Origin of the sequence: Paraburkholderia sp. J8-2 (assembly GCF_905220195.1) — a bacterium.
In the GTDB taxonomy this organism is placed as follows: Bacteria; Pseudomonadota; Gammaproteobacteria; order Burkholderiales; family Burkholderiaceae; genus Paraburkholderia.
Genome location: NZ_CAJMZA010000007.1, coordinates 171652 through 188446, shown reverse-complemented (window position 1 = coordinate 188446; position 16795 = coordinate 171652). Strand labels below are relative to the sequence as shown.

Below are 16795 nucleotides of genomic sequence, written 5' to 3'. Positions count from 1 at the left end.
CGTGAAACTTGCAGACATCTTCATCCCCCTTTTCGCGCAGATGCGTGCATTCGCGCTGTCGCCCTCGTGCGATGCCGAAAGCCTGACCGTGCAGCTCGACGGCGCGATCGCGTCGGCGCGGCGCGGCGCGCACGACGCCGGTTTTCAGGAAGCCGACATCGACGAGGCGCTGTTCGCCTTCAACGCGTGGGCCGACGAGCTATTGCTCACCACGCAGTGGGACGGCGCCGCGCAATGGCAGCGTCATCTGCTGCAGCGTCGCTACTCGGACGTGAGCAATGCCGGCGTCGTGTTCTACGAGCGACTCGCCAAGCTCACCCCTGCGCAGTTGCCGGTGCGCGAGGTGTTCTATCTGTCTCTCGCACTGGGTTTTGGCGGCCGTTACGCCTACGACCGCAACCAGAAGACGCTCACCGACATTCGCCGCACCAATCTTGCGATGCTGCTGCCGGACGCCGATCTGCTCAGTGCGTCCGCGCGCGCGTTTCTGTTTCCCGACGGCTATCCGCTCGCTGGCGTTGAGGGGGCGGCGCACGCGCAAACTGCGCGCACGCGTCTCGCCGCACGTTTTTCGCGCTTCTCGGGCCGCAAGCTGACCGCGTACCTCCTTCCGCTTTTCCTGCTGGCGTTGCTGTACGGCGTGTATCACACCGTCGTCGCGCAGTCCGCCGATACGCTTCTTGCGCAGATCCATCTATGAAACTGCTGGGCATCGCATTGCTGTGGTTGTTGACGCTGATCCTGCTGGCGCTCGCCAGCTGGGGCGTCGTCCTCTATTTCGGCTGGCCGCTGTGGGTCGCGCTTGCGATATTCGTCGGCGTATTCGCACTGTACTTTCTGGTGACCTACGTTCGCCGCATGATCGTGATGATGCGCTCGCGCAGCCGTCTCGCGGCCCAGGCGGCGGCTCTCAACAGCGAGGCGGCCGCTGCTTCCCCGGAAACGCTGCTGCGGCGCAAATGGAAAGCTGCCGTCGCCACGTTGCGGCAATCCAGTCTGCGCGGCCAGGGCGACCCGCTGTACGCGCTGCCGTGGTTCATGGTGATCGGTCAGTCTGGCACGGGCAAAACCACGGCCCTCACGCGTGCCCGTCTTGCGTCGCCGATCCAGAAGGTCAGCCAGCAAGCCAGCATTGGCCAGACAGCCAACTGTGACTGGTGGTATTTCGACCGTGCCGTAGTGATCGATTGCGCCGGTCGCTACGTGCAGGCGGAGGACATCGAGCAGGACCGGCGCGAATGGGAGGTCGGCCTCAATCTGCTGGGGCGCTACCGGCCGCGTGAAGGGCTCGACGGGCTCGTGCTCGCGATCAGCGCGGACCGGTTGAACCCTCCGAATGCCGATACCTTCGCCGATGAAGGGCGCATCGTGCGCGCACGCATCGAGCAGCTGATCCGCATGTTCGGCAAGCGCTTTCCGGTCTACGTGCTCGTCACCAAATGCGATCGCCTTTATGGCTTCGAGGAATGGGCGAAGTCTCTGCCCGCCGACGCGCTCAGTCAGGCGATGGGCTATCTCGCGACGGAGAGCGAGACCGGCGAAACCGCGTTCGTCACTCGCGCGTTCGACTCCATCGGTGCGCGTTTGCAGGCGCTGCGCCTGGCTTTGGTGTCGCGCGAGGCGAAGCCGTCACCCGAATTGCTGATGTTTCCGAGCGAACTGGAGCAATTGCGCAGCGGTCTGACGATGTTTCTCGGCACCTGTCTCGCCGACAGCCCTTATCTCGAGAGGCCGCTGTTGCGCGGCATCTTCTTCAGCAGCGGGCGACAGGAGGGCGGCGCAATGTCGGCGCTGTTGGGGGCGGCCCTGCCACCGTCGCCATCGCACGAGGCCAGCACGGCAGGCGTCTTTCTGCACGATTTTTTCGGCCGCATCCTGCCGCAGGATCGTCACGCCGCCAAGCCGACCGTGCTCGTGCACCAGTGGCGGCGCGTCACGCAGCGCGTGGGCGTGATCGCGTGGACGCTGCTGCTTGCGACGTTCGGTATTCTGATCTCGGTTTCCTACGCGGGTAACAAACAGACGCTCGATCTGCTCCGAAGCGCGCGGCCCGACAAAGTCGCCCTCAATGGAACCCTGTTTCACGACGCAGCCGCGCTAACGTATTCTGCCAACGTCTTGACGCAGGCCGAACAGAATGACCAGCGCTGGCTCTCGGGGCTGCTCGGCAACGGCGCGGGAGTCGCCGCCGTTCAAGCGCGTCTGCATGCCGTGTTCGTGCAGCAGTATCAGCAGGGGATTCAGTCCGCCATGGACCAGACGCAGGAGGCGACGCTGGCGGCGCTATCCGGTTTGGCGGGGCAAGCGGGGCAAGCCATGCAATCGGCGGAGCAGGCGCAGCAGATCTTGAGCCTTGCCCGCTCGGTCGCCCTGCTGCAAGCGCGTATCGATGGTGCGGATCGGGCCACGCTCGAAGCGATGCCGCAGCCTGGCGGCAGTTCGCTCTATCCTGCGCAGCTCAACGAGGAACTCGATTCGCTCAGGCTGTCCTACCTCGCCTGGTCGCCGAAGGATGCCGGCTATCTGCGCGAGCGCCTGAAGCAGCGGCGCGCACTTCTGAATCAGGCAGTCGCGGCCGACCCTCAGCTGACCTGGCTCGTCGGGCTCGTGCCGGACGGGGGCGAGCTGGCGCCAGTGCGCGCGGCGGAGTTCTGGGGGGGCGACGCCCAGCCCGTGAACGCGCTGTACGGTCCTGGCCAGCACACGGTAACGGGCGGCGTAATTGGCGCTGGCGGTACGAGCAGCGCAAGCGTGCCCGAAGCCGCGGTGCCCGCGGCCTTTACCCTCGCGGGCCGCAAACAGATTGACGAACTTGCGGCGCAGATTCGCGCGGCCATTAGCGACCCGGCGCAATTCGACAGACAGCGCGCGGCGTTCGACGGCTGGTATCGCACGCAGCGCGTGATCGCGTGGCGGAACTTCGTCGAAGCGTTTTCGGACAATCCTGGGGGCTACATGGGTGAGGCCGACTGGCGCGCCGCGCTCGGCATGGTGAGCGGGCCCGTGAGTCCGTATTTCCGCCTCATCGCGCGACTCGACGAGGAATTTGCCGGTGAGGACGTTTCTGCGCCGCTTCCCGGCTGGCTGGCTCTCGCACGGCAATTCCAGCAACTGCGCGAGCAGGCGACGCGCGTCGGCGCGGCCAACCACATGGTCAGGGTGGCTGGCGCCATCAACGCGGTCGGCGGTTCGGCGATCAAGGACGTGCTCGCCGGTGCTCCCATGCGCGGCAGCCAGGCGGTGGCCAACAATCTCGGTGCAGTCGATGCGCTGGCCAACTACTTCGCAAACCTGAACAAGCTCGCCATCGACAGCGGCGTGGGCAGCGGCAAGGACTACCAGCTTGCGGCCGATTTCCATCAGTTCGCCGTCAGTGCGCAAGCACAGCCGTCGGAGATGATCAGTGTCTTGCAATCGTTTACGCAGCTTCACTCGCTCGCGGGCGCTGGTGATGGCGATGGCTCTGACGCGCTGACCTGGCGACTGATCCGCGGGCCGTTCGATTTCCTCGCGGCTTATATCGAGCGGCAGGCATCGTGCGAACTGCAGCACAGCTGGGAGTCGAGCGTCGTGTTTCCGTTGCAGGGCGCCACTGACGAGAGCGCGGCGAACGATCAGCTGTTCGGTGCGAAAGGTGCGGTCTGGGCATTTGCCGAGGGGCCGGCCAAGCCGTTCCTCACGCGCAACGCGAGCCGCTATGACGTCGTGCAGACGCAAGGGCTCAGTGTGCCGTTCACGACGGCATTCGTCTCGACGCTCAACGGCGCGTACGCACGCCAGGCCGCGCAGCAGCGGTCGGCCGCGCGCAGCGCTGCGGACAAACAGACGCAGCAACTTCAGGCGCAGCGCGCCCAACTGGACGCGCAGGCGTCACTCGACCAGCTCGACCGGGCACTTGCGACAGCGAAACAACAGGCTGACGCGGCGCGTGCGCTGACGGTGCCGCTCACGCTCACCGCGCAGCCGACGAACGTCAATGCCGACGCGCAGGCGAAGCCGTACGCGACGATCCTTACCGTGCAATGTGCGTCGGGCCAACAGACACTGAATAACTTCAATTTCCCGGTCAGCACGAGCTTCGCGTGGACGGCTGGGCAGTGCGGCGACACACGCCTGCAGATCAAGATCGGCAACCTGACCTTGACCCGCAGCTATGCGGGGCCGCTTGGCGTCGCGCAATTCCTGCAAGAATTCGCGAACGGCCAGCATCAGTTCGGGCCTGGCGATTTTCCGGCGAGTGAAAGCGCGCTCAAGACGCTCAACGTGCAGTCGCTGAGGGTGAGCTTTGCAGTGACGGGTGGGGACCAGGTGAGCGACGCCGCCCAGAAGATCGAGCGCTACGAGGCTCTGCTGAAGACCACGGCGCAGCAAAAGCAGCAGATTCAAGACGCGCTGCTGCAGCGTCAGCAACTCAATATCGCGGATCAGCTCGCCGCGACGAATCCGCCGCTTCCGGCGAACCTGCCGACGGTGGCTGGCAATCCGGTGAGTCTGGCGGAGTTGGGGTTGCCGAAGACGATCGGTGCTTGCTGGAGCGCCCAGGCGCCCCAGCTGACGACCGGCTTCTGAGCCGGTCGAGCCCGGCTGGTCAGGTAATCAGGCGCACCGCGATGGCGGCATTCAGCGGTGCGATGCGCGCGAGCAGGGCCGCCGTCTCCGCTTCGTTCTGCTCGTTGCGGCTGAGGATCGCATAGGCGGCGCGCAGTGCGTCGGCGGTGAGCTCCGGTTCCCACGCCGCCGCGCCGTAGCGATCGATTTCCTCCACGAGCGCGCGAGCGAACGCATCAAGCCGCGCGCCCGGGCGGTTCTCCAGCAGCAGGTCGCACAACGCCGTACGTAGCCGCAGGCGAGTGCCGACTGCCGTGCTCTGGGCAATCCCGTCTTGCAGGCATTGCGAGGCGGCGTGCAGATCGTTGTCAGCGGCGAGCGCACGCGCGCGCGCAAGCACTGCGGCGAGCGGGTCCGGCGCGGTGGCCGTCTGCGTTTGTCCTGCCGACGATGTGAGCGTGCCCAGCCACTCCACAGTGTCGGCATTGGCGAATGGCACCCCGTTGGCAAATTTCAGACGCTCGATGCCTTCCATGCGGGCGACGAACTTCGCGGTCTCATTGCAAACTTCGCGGTGCGCGCTATGCCAGGCGTCACCGAGTTGCGCGAGTGCCATTGCCGCCGCGTGGTTCAGATCGAGCCAGAATGGGTATTGCAGAATCTGTGTCTCGGCAAATGCAACGATGTCTGCATATGCCGCGCGCGACAGCAGCCCACGCAGCGCATCCTGCAATGGTGCAATCGGGCCGGCAAGCTGAGTCTCCGAACCGTTGGCGGCCGGCGCACGCTCGATGCCCGTCCACGCGGCGACGCGCCGTAGCCGGAAGCCAGGTGCGCTAGAAGGTTGGTTCTGCGCGTACCATGAGCCGATAGTCGCAAGGCGATCGAGTGCTTCGTCGATCGCACGGCTTGCACTGTCGATTGAATCGACGGCGAGTGGCGTGAGCGCTTCGGCCTGCAACGCGGGCGCAGGCGCGGCCGCTGGTGCGGCCAAAGGCGTGGGGGCAGGCTTGTACTCAGGCTCGGGTGCCGGTGGCGGCGCAGCGGCGACGATCGGTTGCGGCGCCACAGGCTCTTCCACGGCAACCTGCATGGTGTCCACGAGTGCGCGCAGCGGCTGCATCGACGGCGCGTCGTCGTCCTTTTCGGCTAGCACGCGGTCGATACTCGCGAGCGCAGTGCGCACGTCATCGAGCAGGGCGGGATTCTGCGGCGGCCAGCTCGACCAGTCGCGTTCCGCACCGTCGGCCTTCACCCGGTCGATCAGCCATTGCATGGCGTTGCGCCTCGCACGCATGCGTTGCAACGGCGGATACAGTTCGTCCCAGTAGGTCTGCAGCAGGTCGGCCACCACCTGCACGCCGTCCGCGAAACCCGTCAGGCCTTGGGTCTTGAGCAGGCTGGTCGCCAGATAGGACGCGACGAGCACGTCTTTGCCCTTGTTCGCCAGCAGCGTCGTGGACAGGTCGCTCACGCGGTTCCAGTCGACGCTGCTCGTTGCGGAGGGATTCGAGAGTTTGCCGATTTCGTTCTGCAGCAACTCGAACTCGGGTTCGTCGCGGACATCACTGCCGCACGGTTGCGCGGGAGTGACAGGCAGTTTGCCGAGGCTGGAAAGACTGGACATTGGGTCAGATATCGTTATTGTTCGGGGGCACAGGGCGGCTTACGCCAGAGCCGTTCACCTTTGCCGCCACTATGGCGGGATTTTCCCAGCTAGAGCGCGCAATGCGCCGATGGGACGCGTGACAGCCCAACACTCAAACGTCATCAATGGGTTTTCATGGCCATTTCCCGGTCTCGCTCGGGGAAGAACAAGAGTGCAATAAAACTAACAAGGCATGCAGGCGCGGCATACCAGGCGGCCGCCATGGGATTACCGGTCCACTTGATCAATGAAGTGATGATCAGTTGAACTGTGCCTCCGAACAGTGCCACCCCGAATGCGTATGAAATTGAAAAGCCGCTGGCACGCACCTGGACTGGAAAGGATTCCAGGACCAACACACTGCCCACGCTGCTCAACGGTGCGACAAACACGCTGATTAGCGCCACGCCGGCCAGCACCGTGGTTAAGTCATGTGCATGGGTGATGATATGGAATACAGGGAAAATGAGAAGGGTGGTCGCGCCAGCTGCAAACAGCAATAAGGGTTTGCGATTCTGAAGTCTGTCAGCCAGCAGACCGGTAAGCGGGGCGAATAGCATAAACACGAGACCAAAAACGACCGAGGCAAGAAACCCGGCGATAGCTGGCCAATGCATCACATGTGTCAGGTAACTCGGCATATAAAAGGCAATCGCGTAAGCCGGTATCGTGCGGCCAGCGATCATGAGCGTTGCCAAAGCGAGTGTCTTTCCATGGCTCCTGGAGAGTTCCGCGAGAGGAACCAGCTTGCGATTCGGCGATGCCCGACCAACCATGTCGTCGGGTAGCCGCCGCCGGACGTAAAAGCCGAACGGAACGATTAGCAGGCCAATCAGGAAAGGGACGCGCCAACCCCACGCGGCCAGATTCGCGGCAGACAGGCTGCTGGACATCACGACGCCTAGCGACGCCCCCAGGATTGCCGAGCTCGCCTGGCCGACCAGTTGCCAGCTCACCAGATAATTGCGCCGCCCGAACGGGCTCGCTTCCATGACATAAGACGCCGCGCTGCCGACTTCACCCCCAGCGGCGAGCCCTTGAACCAGACGGCTCAACAGCATGATGACGGGTGCCACGATGCCGACTTGTGAATAAGTCGGGCAAGCTGCAATCGCCGCCGTGCCTGCCGCCATTAGCCAGATGGTCAAGGTCATGGCGGCCCGGCGGCCTGAACGGTCGGCGTAGGCGCCGATGACGATCGAGCCGAGGGGACGAAACAAAAAGCCGACTCCGAATGTGCCGACTGCCATCAACAGGGAGGACATCGAATTCGTTGATGGAAAGATTTGACCGCCGATCCAGCCCGCGAAGAGCCCAAAGGCAGTGAAATTGAAGATTTCGAGGCAACTGACAAAGGATGTCGCGATGACGACTCTCACAAGGCGACGAGAGGCGAGGGCTGGTGAGGGCAAATGGCTGGTCATTCTGGAAAGGGAATCAACTGATTTCGGCTTTTCGGGCGTCGAAGCATGATTTGCGAGCCACACCGGGAACGGGTTCTCCGACGAGGGCTATCGTTGTGTTTCGCGTACTTGAAAGCGGGGAAGCAGCAGGTGGAACTGGCGCTCGACTTGATCGGCATGCTCAAGCCGCATTGTTCAGGGAAGCCTCCCGAAAATCGCGCGGAGCCATGTCAAAAGCGCGTCGAAAAGCGCGCGTGAAGTCGGAGGAACTGGTAAAGCCGAGTCCAAAAGCGATTTCCGTCACCGAAAGATGCTGGCAGCGGGCGAGTTCCTCTGCCGCCTGCTTCAGTCGAAGGTGCCGGATATAAGCGTTCAGTCCACCCTCGTGCTGGAACAGTCGGTACACGCTCGGTCGTGCAAGCTGCAATGCTTGCACCACGCTTTCGGGGGACAGTGCGTCGCTGCGAAGATTCGCCTGAATGTACCTGCGCACACGACCAAACATCGCCGCCCGCACTGCCGATCTCGCGTTTCCGGTTAATCCAGCGTCTTTGCCAAAGGCGGTGACCAGAAGTTCGGCGCCAGCAAGAATGGCACTTCTCGCTGCGCTCGGGTCCATGAACGGGATTTCCCTGCTTAGCGCGGCTGCGTGGTCGACGACCAGTTGGGTGAAGGGCGTTTCATTGCGCATCATCCGTCCGTGGACAGCCTCGGGATCGGGAAAGATCTTCGCCGTGAGCGTGCCCGGCACGAAAAACGAGAGCACATGACAGGTATTTCTGCGCATTCGCACCGGTTGGCCCAGGTCAAGCGCGAGGAACGTTGCTCGAGTGGCCGCTCCAGTGCGCGCAGATGGGCGTGCCGTCACGTTGTCCACGTCTCCTTCCAGAAAAACATGGAACATGAAATCTCGCTTGTTGTCGGTCGAGATACGCGCCAGTGAGCGCTCGAGAATCATCGTCTCGGAGCGGCAGTCGGTGAATGAAAGGTCGTCGCCGACGCCGTATCGGTCAATGGATGCGCGAAATGGCGTCTTGACGTCTGATCGGGAGGGGAGAACGTCGATGACGTGGCTGACCCTTTCCCGCCAGGCAAGCAATTGGCGGCTGGGAGGGAGCGACATGACATCGAAATGGCTATGTGCAATACCACTCGAAGGCAATTCCGGCGGCACGTTGTTGGTCAATGTAGTTTACGAATCTATTATTACAATTCCAATCGCTTGGTCCCCATAATCACCGATGGGAATTGTTAACTAATCATACCAGACCGCCTTGCGGCGACAGCGCATGTCCCGGTGGCTCGTACCGGGATGCACCCGGCGCCTCCTTTCGGAAGACACGGATGGACGGCAACCTGACGGCGGCATCTGAATTGCCTTGGACGGCTTCGAGCGAAGATCAGGGCGCGCTGTGCACTTCAATGCGACAAAAATTGATTGTCAAACCGCGGAGTTAATTCCTGAACTCCGCAGCGCCCCATATCGGCCAGAACTCGCACGAAAGCGAATCAAGGCTCGACAACATTGAACTGCCCGCTAAACGTGTCCAGCGATCCAAGAAGCGAATGAAACACGCTGGCGTCGCCGTTGATCGTCAGTTGGCCTTGCCCGATCGCTTCGGCGAAATTGGTCTCTCCCAGCAGGATGCGGTCGAGCGTTTGCCGCGACATCGACACTTGAGCCTGCACCTGGCGCGCATCGGTCGAGGTCGCGCCTGAACAGGTCAGTGCTCCGTGCTGAACGTTCAGCGTATAGCGCCGGCCCGTGTCCGTGAAATGCCAGTCGATGCGGGCATGCATCGTCTGCACCTTCAACCCGTCCAGACGAATCGCCAGATAGTCGAAGAACATCTCGTCGGTCATCGCGCGAACCATGTCGGCGCTTCGCGAACCATAGGCCTTGTCGCGCGGGTTCCCTTCACGCAATTCGCGCGCGCCGAGCAGAAAGGCGTTGCGCCATGTCGCGGATTCCGCCTGAAAGCCCATTTGTTCGAGCGCTGCCGCGCCAAGCTCCCGCGCTTCGCGTAACGTTGGCTGCGCGAACACGAGATGATTCATGACCTGCGCCACCCAGCGATACTCTCCGCGCTCGAAGTCGCGGCGCGCCCGTTCCAGCATCGCATCGGCGCCGCCCATGTATTCGACGTAACGCGCACTGGCCATTTCGGGCGGCAGCGAATTGAGGTTGCTCGGATTGCCGTCATACCAGCTCAGGTAGTGCTGGTAAATCGCCTTGACGTTGTGCGAGACGGTGCCGTAATAGCCATGCGCGTGCCACTGCGCGGCGAGGCTGTCGGGCAAGCGCATATGCTCCGCGATTTCAGACGCGGTGAAGCCATGATTCATCAGGCGCACCGTCTGATCGTGCAGGTACTTGTACAGGTCGCGCTGCTGCTCGATGAACGCGCTCAAGCGTGCGTTGCCCCAGGTCGGCCAGTGGTGCTGGGCGAACACGACGTCGGCCTGCGGAGCATAGCGTTCGAGCGCCTGGGCCAGATAGTGCGACCAGAGCTTTGCATTGCGCACCTGTGCGCCGCGAAGCGGGCAGAGATTGTGCAGCGTGCGTGTGCCGTTTTCCGCGAGATTCAGCGCGCGAAACTGCGGAAAGAAGAAGTGCATCTCCGCGGGCGCTTCGCTCTCCGGCGTCAGCTGAAAAACGATCTCCACGCCGTCGACCACATGTGTCTCGCTTTGCTCGCGGATCAACATCGTCGGTGCGATGAGCGTGAGTGTCCCCCGCGGGATGTTCTTGCCGAGGCCCGAATCGATCTGGCAGCAGGCGCTTCTCGCGAGCGTATGGCCGAACTGGAACTGGGCGCGTCGCGCCATCGCCGTGCCGACCATGATCTGTTCGGAGACGGTCTCTTCCATGAAGCCATCTGGCGCGATGATGGCCACCTTGCCGGCCTTCACATCCGCCTCGTCGACGACGCCCTTCACGCCGCCGAAGTGGTCCGTATGACTGTGACTGTAAATGACGGCGACGACGGGCTTTGCGGGACGGTGTGCGAGGTAGAGGTCGAGCGCGGCGTGCGCGGTTTCCTTGCAGGTGAGCGGGTCGATAATGATCAGGCCCGTGTCGCCTTCGATGATCGTCATGTTCGCAAGATCGAAGCCGCGCACCTGGTAGATGCGCGAGGTCACTTCGAACAGGCCGTGATACCGGTTCAGTCTCGCTTGCCGCCAAAGCGACGGATGCGCTGTCGACGGCGCATCCGTCGCGTCGAGAAAGCCGTAGTCGGCAAGACTCCAGACGAGGCGGCCATAGGCGTCACGCACTTCGGCGTCGGGTATCGTCCCGATGAAGCCGCGTGTGGCTTCTGCTTCATCGAGGCCATCTTCGTGCGGCAATTCAGCAAGCGCTTTCTGGTGGGCGAGAAGGGTGGCTGCAGTTGCCGCGCCGTGTGGGAGCGTATCGGGCGCGCAGTCGGATTGCGGGGCGTTGGAGAGGGTTTGCATGTCGGTATCGCGTGGCATGGAGCGAGGAGGCAGCGAGCGGTCGCGGCGCGCCTTCCGCCGGGTTGAATGAGTTGACGGTGCGCTGCCAGTTAGGCATGCCAGGGGGCACAGAGCGCTCGCTGTCGCAAACGCGCCAGGTAGTGCGGCATGGGCGACCCGTCTCCTGTGTGTCTGTGCTTTTCGCGCGGTGGTATCAGGCGTCTGTAGAAGCCAGCGCCGCCTGATGCGGCGCGCCCATATAGAAGACGCCGTTCGCGTGCAAGATGGTGCGGCCATTGGCGGTCGCGACACATGTGGCGTTCGTGAGCCGTCTGCCTGCCTTCACCAGGGTAACGTGCGCTTCGAGCCAGGTGCCGGGCCGTACCGCAGCGATGTAGTCGACGCCGAGGTGAACAGTCGGCGTCGCCATGCAGTTTGTCTCGCGGCGAATAATGGCGCCGAACGCCGTGTCGGCGAACGTCGCGAGGAATCCGCCGTGGGCGATGCCGAGCACGTTGAGGTGTTCAGGCTGCACCCGCACCGCCAGAACCGGCCGCTCGCGGTGCAGAAAAAATCCGCCGCAGGAGGGAATAAAGCCCGTCGACACGCGCAGCGGTTCGAAGCCCTCCGGTACGGAACAGGACAATGTGTCGGCGCGCGCGGGCGTTGCGAGCGAGCCCGACGTAAGCAGCGTGGTCATCAAAAATGCTCCGGATCGGGGAGGGTTAGCGCGGCTTGCGCGAGTGCGCCGACGTTCGCGGCGACTGGCGGCGCTTTGCCGAGCATCAGATCGGCGGCTTTCTCCGCGATCATGATGGTGGGCGCGTTCGTGTTGCCGCTCACGAGCGTCGGCATGATCGACGCGTCGACGACACGCAAACCCGCCACGCCGCGCACGCGCAACTGCGTATCGACCACGGATTCCGGATCGTTGCCCATCCGGCACGTGCCGACGGGATGGAATGCGGTCTCGGCGCGCGAACGGATCAGCGCGCGGATTGCCTCGTCGCCGCTGTCGTTTGCATGCAGCCAGGCGTCGACCGGATCGCCGCCAAAGCGCCGCAGCGCGGGCTGATCGAGAATCTCTTTGAGCAGACGCACGCCGCGCACGAGCGTATCCATGTCGCGCTCGTCGGTGAGCATGTTCAGGTCGATCACCGGCGCCTCGCGGCAGTCGCCCGAGCGCAGCGTCACCTGGCCGCGGCTATGAGGGCGCAGCAGGCAGACGTGTGCGGAGTAGCCATGGCCGAATTTCATCGGCACGGTGATGGCTGCGTTGGCAAAGTGGACCTGCAGATCGGGCTCCGCCAAGTCGGGACGACTCTTGAAGAAGCCACCCGCTTCGGCGACATTGCTCGTTAGCATGCCTGATCGTTCTCGACGGTAACGCCTGAACTCCTGCCACATACGCAGGCCGCCGCGAAGCGAAACACCGAGCAGATCGCGGCTCGGCACGTTGCGTTGCACGAGCAGCACGTCGGCGTGTTCCTGGAGATTCTGCCCGACGGCAGGCGCGTCGCGAACCACATCGATGCCGAGTTCCCGAAGATGCGCCGCAGGCCCGATGCCGGAGGCCATCAGCAGTTGAGGTGTGCCGATCGATCCCGCGCTCAGCACCACTTCGCGGCGTGCCGTGAGCCGGACTTCCTGACCGTCGCGCAAGATGATGACACCCGTCGCGCGACCGTCCTCGACCAGAACACGCATGACCTGCGTATCGATCAGCACGTTCAGGTTTGGCCAGCGGCTGTTTCCGGTTGCGGTGTTGCTGGTTTCGCCGCGATGAAGATACGCGCGCGCCGCGTTCCAGCGTTCGCCGTCGCGCTGCGTGACCTGGTAATAGCCAACGCCCAGTTGCGTCGCGCCGTTGAAATCGGAGTTGTAGGGGTGCCCAGCCGCGAGCGCCGCTTCGATGAAGTAGCGCGAGAATGGCCCCGGCGAGCGCAGGTCGACCACCGACAGCGGGCCCGCGCCGCCATGCAGCTCGTCATCGCTATGGCCGGCTAGGCGCTCGTTGCATTCGGCACGCTTGAAGTAGGGCAGCACGTCTTGCCACGCCCATCCGCTGCAGCCTTGCGCGGCCCACGAGTCGTAGTCGGCGGCATTGCCGCGGACATACACCATGGCATTGATCGACGAACTGCCGCCGAGGCCCCGGCCGCGCGGCACGCGCACCTGGCGGCCGTCGAAATGCGGCTGCGGCGGTGTGCGGAAGCCGTAATTGAATGGCCCGCGCTTCGGCGCCGTCAACGCGAAGCCGAGCGGCGTGGTGACTTTCGGATGATGGTCGTGCGTACCGGCTTCCAGCAGTGCAACCGTGTGCGTCGAGCCTTGTGCGAGGCGGCCAGCGATCGCGCAGCCAGCCGAGCCGCCGCCGATCACGATGTAGTCGTAACTAGTGTCCATTAAGCTTCCGCAACGTTGAGCGTGCCGCAACGCACGACTGAGTGAGGCGCCGTTGCGCCCGATACGGCGATGAACAAGTAGACCATCGCCCTGCGTGCGCTGGGCCCACCCGAAAAACAGGGGGCTTTGACGCGCGTGCGGGTGCGAGTGGTTGTTGCGGGAGGGAGGCGTTGTCGGCCACGCGGCGGCCGGATGGGTTTGCGCTTTCGGAGGACGCCGTAGCCGGAGCCGTATCACCGGCAGCGCGCAAGTCGGGGTGTCAGCTTCGCCGGGTCACTCTTGCGGCTTCGCGCGCACGAGACCGGGCCCGGAACCCCACTGGATATCGCGAATGCGGTCGAGCGCCTCGTCCCGCCCGCAAACGCCGAGCTTGCCGTAGATGTTCGCGAGGTGCCACTTCACCGTTTCGGGCGAGAGGCCGAGCGTGCGAGCGATCTTCTTGGCCGTGAAGCCTTCTGCGAGCAGGCGCACGACATCCGTCTCGCGCTGGCTCAGCTTCGCGATGCCCGACGACTGCGCGCTTGCGTTGGGCACGGGTTGCTCGCGCGTCGCGCCTTGCGCGGCTCGCGCTTCCAGCCGCTCGACATAGAACGCCACGACGGGATCGTCCGCGCTTTCCTGATTCACGGCGACGATCAGGGCCAGCGCGTCGGGCGCCGCTTCGATCAGCGTGCGGTAGAGCCCCAGACGGTGGCCGCGTTGCAGCGCGTCCAGCGTGTCGACACGCGCGGCGGGGTGCCTTCCCAGCCTGGCGAGCGTGACGGCGCGCTGCATCAACAGGCTGACCAGTTCGCGCTGGCGGCCGTGCGTTCTGCAATAGTCGATTAGCGGGGCGAGCTGCTGTGTGGCGTGTTCGAGGTCGCCCGTCGTGAGGCACCGTTGAATCTTCGCGTTTTGCGCGACGAAATGAATTTCGCTGAACGCAGGATGTGCGTTGCCATGGTGTGCCGCCTCGAGCGCGCCGAGGCGTTCGAGCGCCGCCAGTGCCGCGTTGGATTCGCCAATTGCGAGCCGGCAGCTGGCCTGAGCCGCCAGGCTGTGCGCGATCAGACGATCGAGTCCGAGTTGGGTGGCGTATTCTTCGAGCCGTTCCAGATAGCCAAGCGCGTCGAGCCGGTGGCCGCTGCCCCAGTGCGCGGCGGCGAGCGTCATCATGACGCGCAGCACGGCATCGGGAAGCGAAACGCGTTCGAGCATATCCACGCGCTGTTCGAGCAGGTCGCGCGCGGCTCGATATTCGTTGCGTTCGACGAGTATTTCGCCAAGCAGCGCGGCAGCGAGGTTTGCCGACTCGTAACAGGCTTTCCCCCTGAGTTCCGCGTCGCGCAGCACGGAGCGGTAGATGGGTTCGGCCTGCGCGAAGTCGCCTTCGTATGCATAGGTCAGGCCTACGAAACAGCGTCCGAACAGTGAGCCGGCGATGCTGCCTATGAGCGGCGCACCTTCGACCGTTGCCACGGGTGTATCGAACTGCACATCGCGGGCGCGTTGATATTCGCCGCGTTGCAAATAGAGCCACGTGAACACGTGCCGCGCCATCGTTGCGATGACCTTTTCAGCGGACTCCGGCATCGCCTTGAGCGCTGCTTCGAGCGCCTGCACTGCGTGCACGTCGTCGCGATGTATTTCGAGCCCGGCGCGCAGCACGGTCGCCGAGAATCGCGCCCGCGCATTGCCGGGCGGCAGCGCGGCGTCCAGCGCGTCGAGCGTGGCGGCGCACGCGTCGAATTCCCGCCAGTAGATCTGCACGTGCGCCATCCACGTGCGCAGCGGCAGACTGGCCTGCACGTACTCGGCTGGCAATTCGCGCATCAGGCGCATCAATTTCGCGCGGTCGCCGCAGAGGAACAAAGTCTGCGCGCATTGCTCGAGCATGGCTGCGGCACGCGCTGGCTCGCCGGCGCTCAGCGCGTGGCGAATCGCTTCGTCGAGGTGGCCGTGCTCGTGGAACCACTGGGACGCCTTCGCGTGGACTTCGTGCCGCGCGGCTTCGTCCCAGCCGTTGAAGCGCTCGGTCAGCGAGTCGCGCAGCAGTGGGTGCAGCGCGTACCACGTTTCCCATTCGCTGCGATCGACCGTCGATACGAACAGGTTGTCGGCTTCCAGGCGCTCGAGGGTTTCGTTGACGTTTGCGCCCGCATTCGTTTCGTGGAGCAACGCGGCGCACAGCGAGGCACAAAAGCGGTTGCTGGCGCTGGCGCGAATCAGAAGACCCAGATCCTGGGGGGCGAGACGGTCGAGCACTTCCTCGTCGAAGTACTGGGCGAATGCGCGCGTGTCGCGCAACTGGTTGTGGAAGAACTTGCTCGTGGCGCCGGGCTTCGGTGCACCGCGGCGCCGACGCTTCCACGCGACGGAAAACAACTGGAGCCCCGCGGCCCAGCCGTCGGTCAGTTCGTGCAGGTGCCGCGCGCTCGCGTCGTCAATCGAGCCGAGTTGCCGGTTGAGAAAGAGCACGGACTCTTCTTCTGAAAATCGCAGATCGGCGGGGCCGAATTCGACGACCTGGGCTTCGACACGCAGGCGGTCGAGCGAAACGGGCACGGACGAGCGGGAGGCCAGGACGAGATGCAGGTTGTCCGGCGCGTATTCCAGCAACCACTGCAATGCAGTGTGTATCGCGCGGTCCTTCACGTAGTGAAGATCGTCGAGCACGAGCACGAGTTCGCGTTTATGCCGCGCGATACCGCGCACGAGCGCGATGACGGCACGTTCCGCCGCGGCTTCGCTGTCGCCCGTTTCTTCGAGTTCTTCCGCTTCGAGCGTCATCGTGGGCGAGACAGCAGCGATGCTCTTCGTCACATAGCGCAGCCAGACAGGCAGGCTGTCGTCCTCCGGCGCGAGAGACAGCCATGCCACGTCGTAGCCGAGCGGCATGAGCGAGCGGCACCAGGCGGCGAGCGTGGTCGTCTTGCCGTAGCCGGCGGGCCCCTGAAGCACGAAGCAGCGCTGACGGCGCGCTTCGGTCAGCCTTTTGAGCATCGACTCGCGCGTGACGACACCGCGCACGATACGCGGCGGCACGAGCTTCGTGTCGATGACGGATTTGAGCGGCGCGTCGTTTGCGGCAGACCAGGCGCCAGGTGGACTCTCAGGCATGCGCGAGGGGCGCCGGTCGTCGCGGCGCGGGTCATTCTGAGAAAGCAAATCTAGCATATCCGGACAGCTTTGAAGACCAGGCTTCGCGCGGCCTGGGTGAAGGCGCGGGGCGCGTGCGAGGTCCCGGGGCGGGCGTGCGAACGCGGCGGGACGGGCCTTGCGGACGGTCCTTGCGAGCGGCGGAGCGCCTGCGTGACCGGCCCGAATAATCGGCGCCGCCGTTTCCGAGAATAGGCCGGCTAGCGGTGCGCAA

At 64.1% G+C, this 16795-nt stretch carries 9 protein-coding genes; 2 read left to right on the top strand and 7 right to left on the bottom strand.

What is annotated here, in order from left to right:
* Position 1 precedes the first annotated feature (1 nt).
* Together U5A52_RS18340 and U5A52_RS18335 are read left to right on the top strand one after the other, a co-directional pair.
* On the top strand, positions 2 to 700 hold the full coding sequence (locus tag U5A52_RS18340) for a DotU family type IV/VI secretion system protein (RefSeq protein ID WP_321935718.1): 699 nt from the start codon (positions 2 to 4) through the stop codon (positions 698 to 700).
* Positions 697 to 4569 carry a type VI secretion protein IcmF/TssM N-terminal domain-containing protein gene (locus tag U5A52_RS18335; RefSeq protein ID WP_321935717.1) on the top strand — a complete coding sequence of 1291 codons (3873 nt, stop codon included), beginning with the start codon at positions 697 to 699 and terminating at the stop codon, positions 4567 to 4569. The genes U5A52_RS18340 and U5A52_RS18335 overlap by 4 nt, the downstream gene beginning before the upstream one ends.
* A gap of 19 nt (positions 4570 to 4588) precedes the next feature.
* On the opposite strand, the gene tssA is transcribed toward U5A52_RS18335, so the two are convergent.
* The 7 genes from tssA to U5A52_RS18300 form a co-directional block, all read right to left on the bottom strand.
* Positions 4589 to 6175 (bottom strand): type VI secretion system protein TssA, encoded by a 1587-nt coding sequence (tssA, locus tag U5A52_RS18330; protein ID WP_321935716.1) that lies wholly within the window; start codon positions 6173 to 6175, stop codon positions 4589 to 4591.
* Positions 6176 to 6318: 143 nt separating this feature from the next.
* Positions 6319 to 7683: an MFS transporter gene (locus tag U5A52_RS18325; RefSeq protein ID WP_321935715.1), complete on the bottom strand. Its 1365-nt coding sequence runs from the start codon at positions 7681 to 7683 to the stop codon at positions 6319 to 6321.
* Between the two features lie 97 nt (positions 7684 to 7780).
* Complete coding sequence (locus U5A52_RS18320) at positions 7781 to 8785, bottom strand: AraC family transcriptional regulator (RefSeq protein ID WP_321935714.1); 1005 nt, start codon at positions 8783 to 8785, stop codon at positions 7781 to 7783.
* A 323-nt stretch (positions 8786 to 9108) separates the two neighbouring features.
* The gene (locus U5A52_RS18315) at positions 9109 to 11058 is read right to left on the bottom strand and encodes an alkyl/aryl-sulfatase (protein WP_321935713.1); all 1950 of its coding nucleotides are present in this window, start codon (positions 11056 to 11058) and stop codon (positions 9109 to 9111) included.
* Positions 11059 to 11251: 193 nt separating this feature from the next.
* The gene (locus U5A52_RS18310; RefSeq protein ID WP_321910625.1) at positions 11252 to 11737 is read right to left on the bottom strand and encodes a PaaI family thioesterase; all 486 of its coding nucleotides are present in this window, start codon (positions 11735 to 11737) and stop codon (positions 11252 to 11254) included.
* The gene (locus U5A52_RS18305) at positions 11737 to 13443 is read right to left on the bottom strand and encodes a GMC family oxidoreductase (RefSeq protein ID WP_321935712.1); all 1707 of its coding nucleotides are present in this window, start codon (positions 13441 to 13443) and stop codon (positions 11737 to 11739) included. The genes U5A52_RS18310 and U5A52_RS18305 overlap by 1 nt, the downstream gene beginning before the upstream one ends.
* A gap of 273 nt (positions 13444 to 13716) precedes the next feature.
* Positions 13717 to 16542 carry a LuxR C-terminal-related transcriptional regulator gene (locus U5A52_RS18300; RefSeq protein WP_321935711.1) on the bottom strand — a complete coding sequence of 942 codons (2826 nt, stop codon included), beginning with the start codon at positions 16540 to 16542 and terminating at the stop codon, positions 13717 to 13719.
* Between the last annotated feature and the right edge of the window lie 253 nt (positions 16543 to 16795).

Bases quoted from the DNA above. Each gene is read 5' to 3' on its own strand.
- U5A52_RS18310 (WP_321910625.1), bottom strand. From the start codon at position 11,737: ATGACCACGCTGCTTACGTCGGGCTCGCTCGCAACGCCCGCGCGCGCC.
- U5A52_RS18305 (WP_321935712.1), bottom strand. From the start codon at position 13,443: ATGGACACTAGTTACGACTACATCGTGATCGGCGGCGGCTCGGCTGGC.
- U5A52_RS18335 (WP_321935717.1), top strand. From the start codon at position 697: ATGAAACTGCTGGGCATCGCATTGCTGTGGTTGTTGACGCTGATCCTG.
- tssA (WP_321935716.1), bottom strand. From the start codon at position 6,175: ATGTCCAGTCTTTCCAGCCTCGGCAAACTGCCTGTCACTCCCGCGCAA.
- U5A52_RS18315 (WP_321935713.1), bottom strand. From the start codon at position 11,058: ATGCAAACCCTCTCCAACGCCCCGCAATCCGACTGCGCGCCCGATACG.
- U5A52_RS18300 (WP_321935711.1), bottom strand. From the start codon at position 16,542: ATGCCTGAGAGTCCACCTGGCGCCTGGTCTGCCGCAAACGACGCGCCG.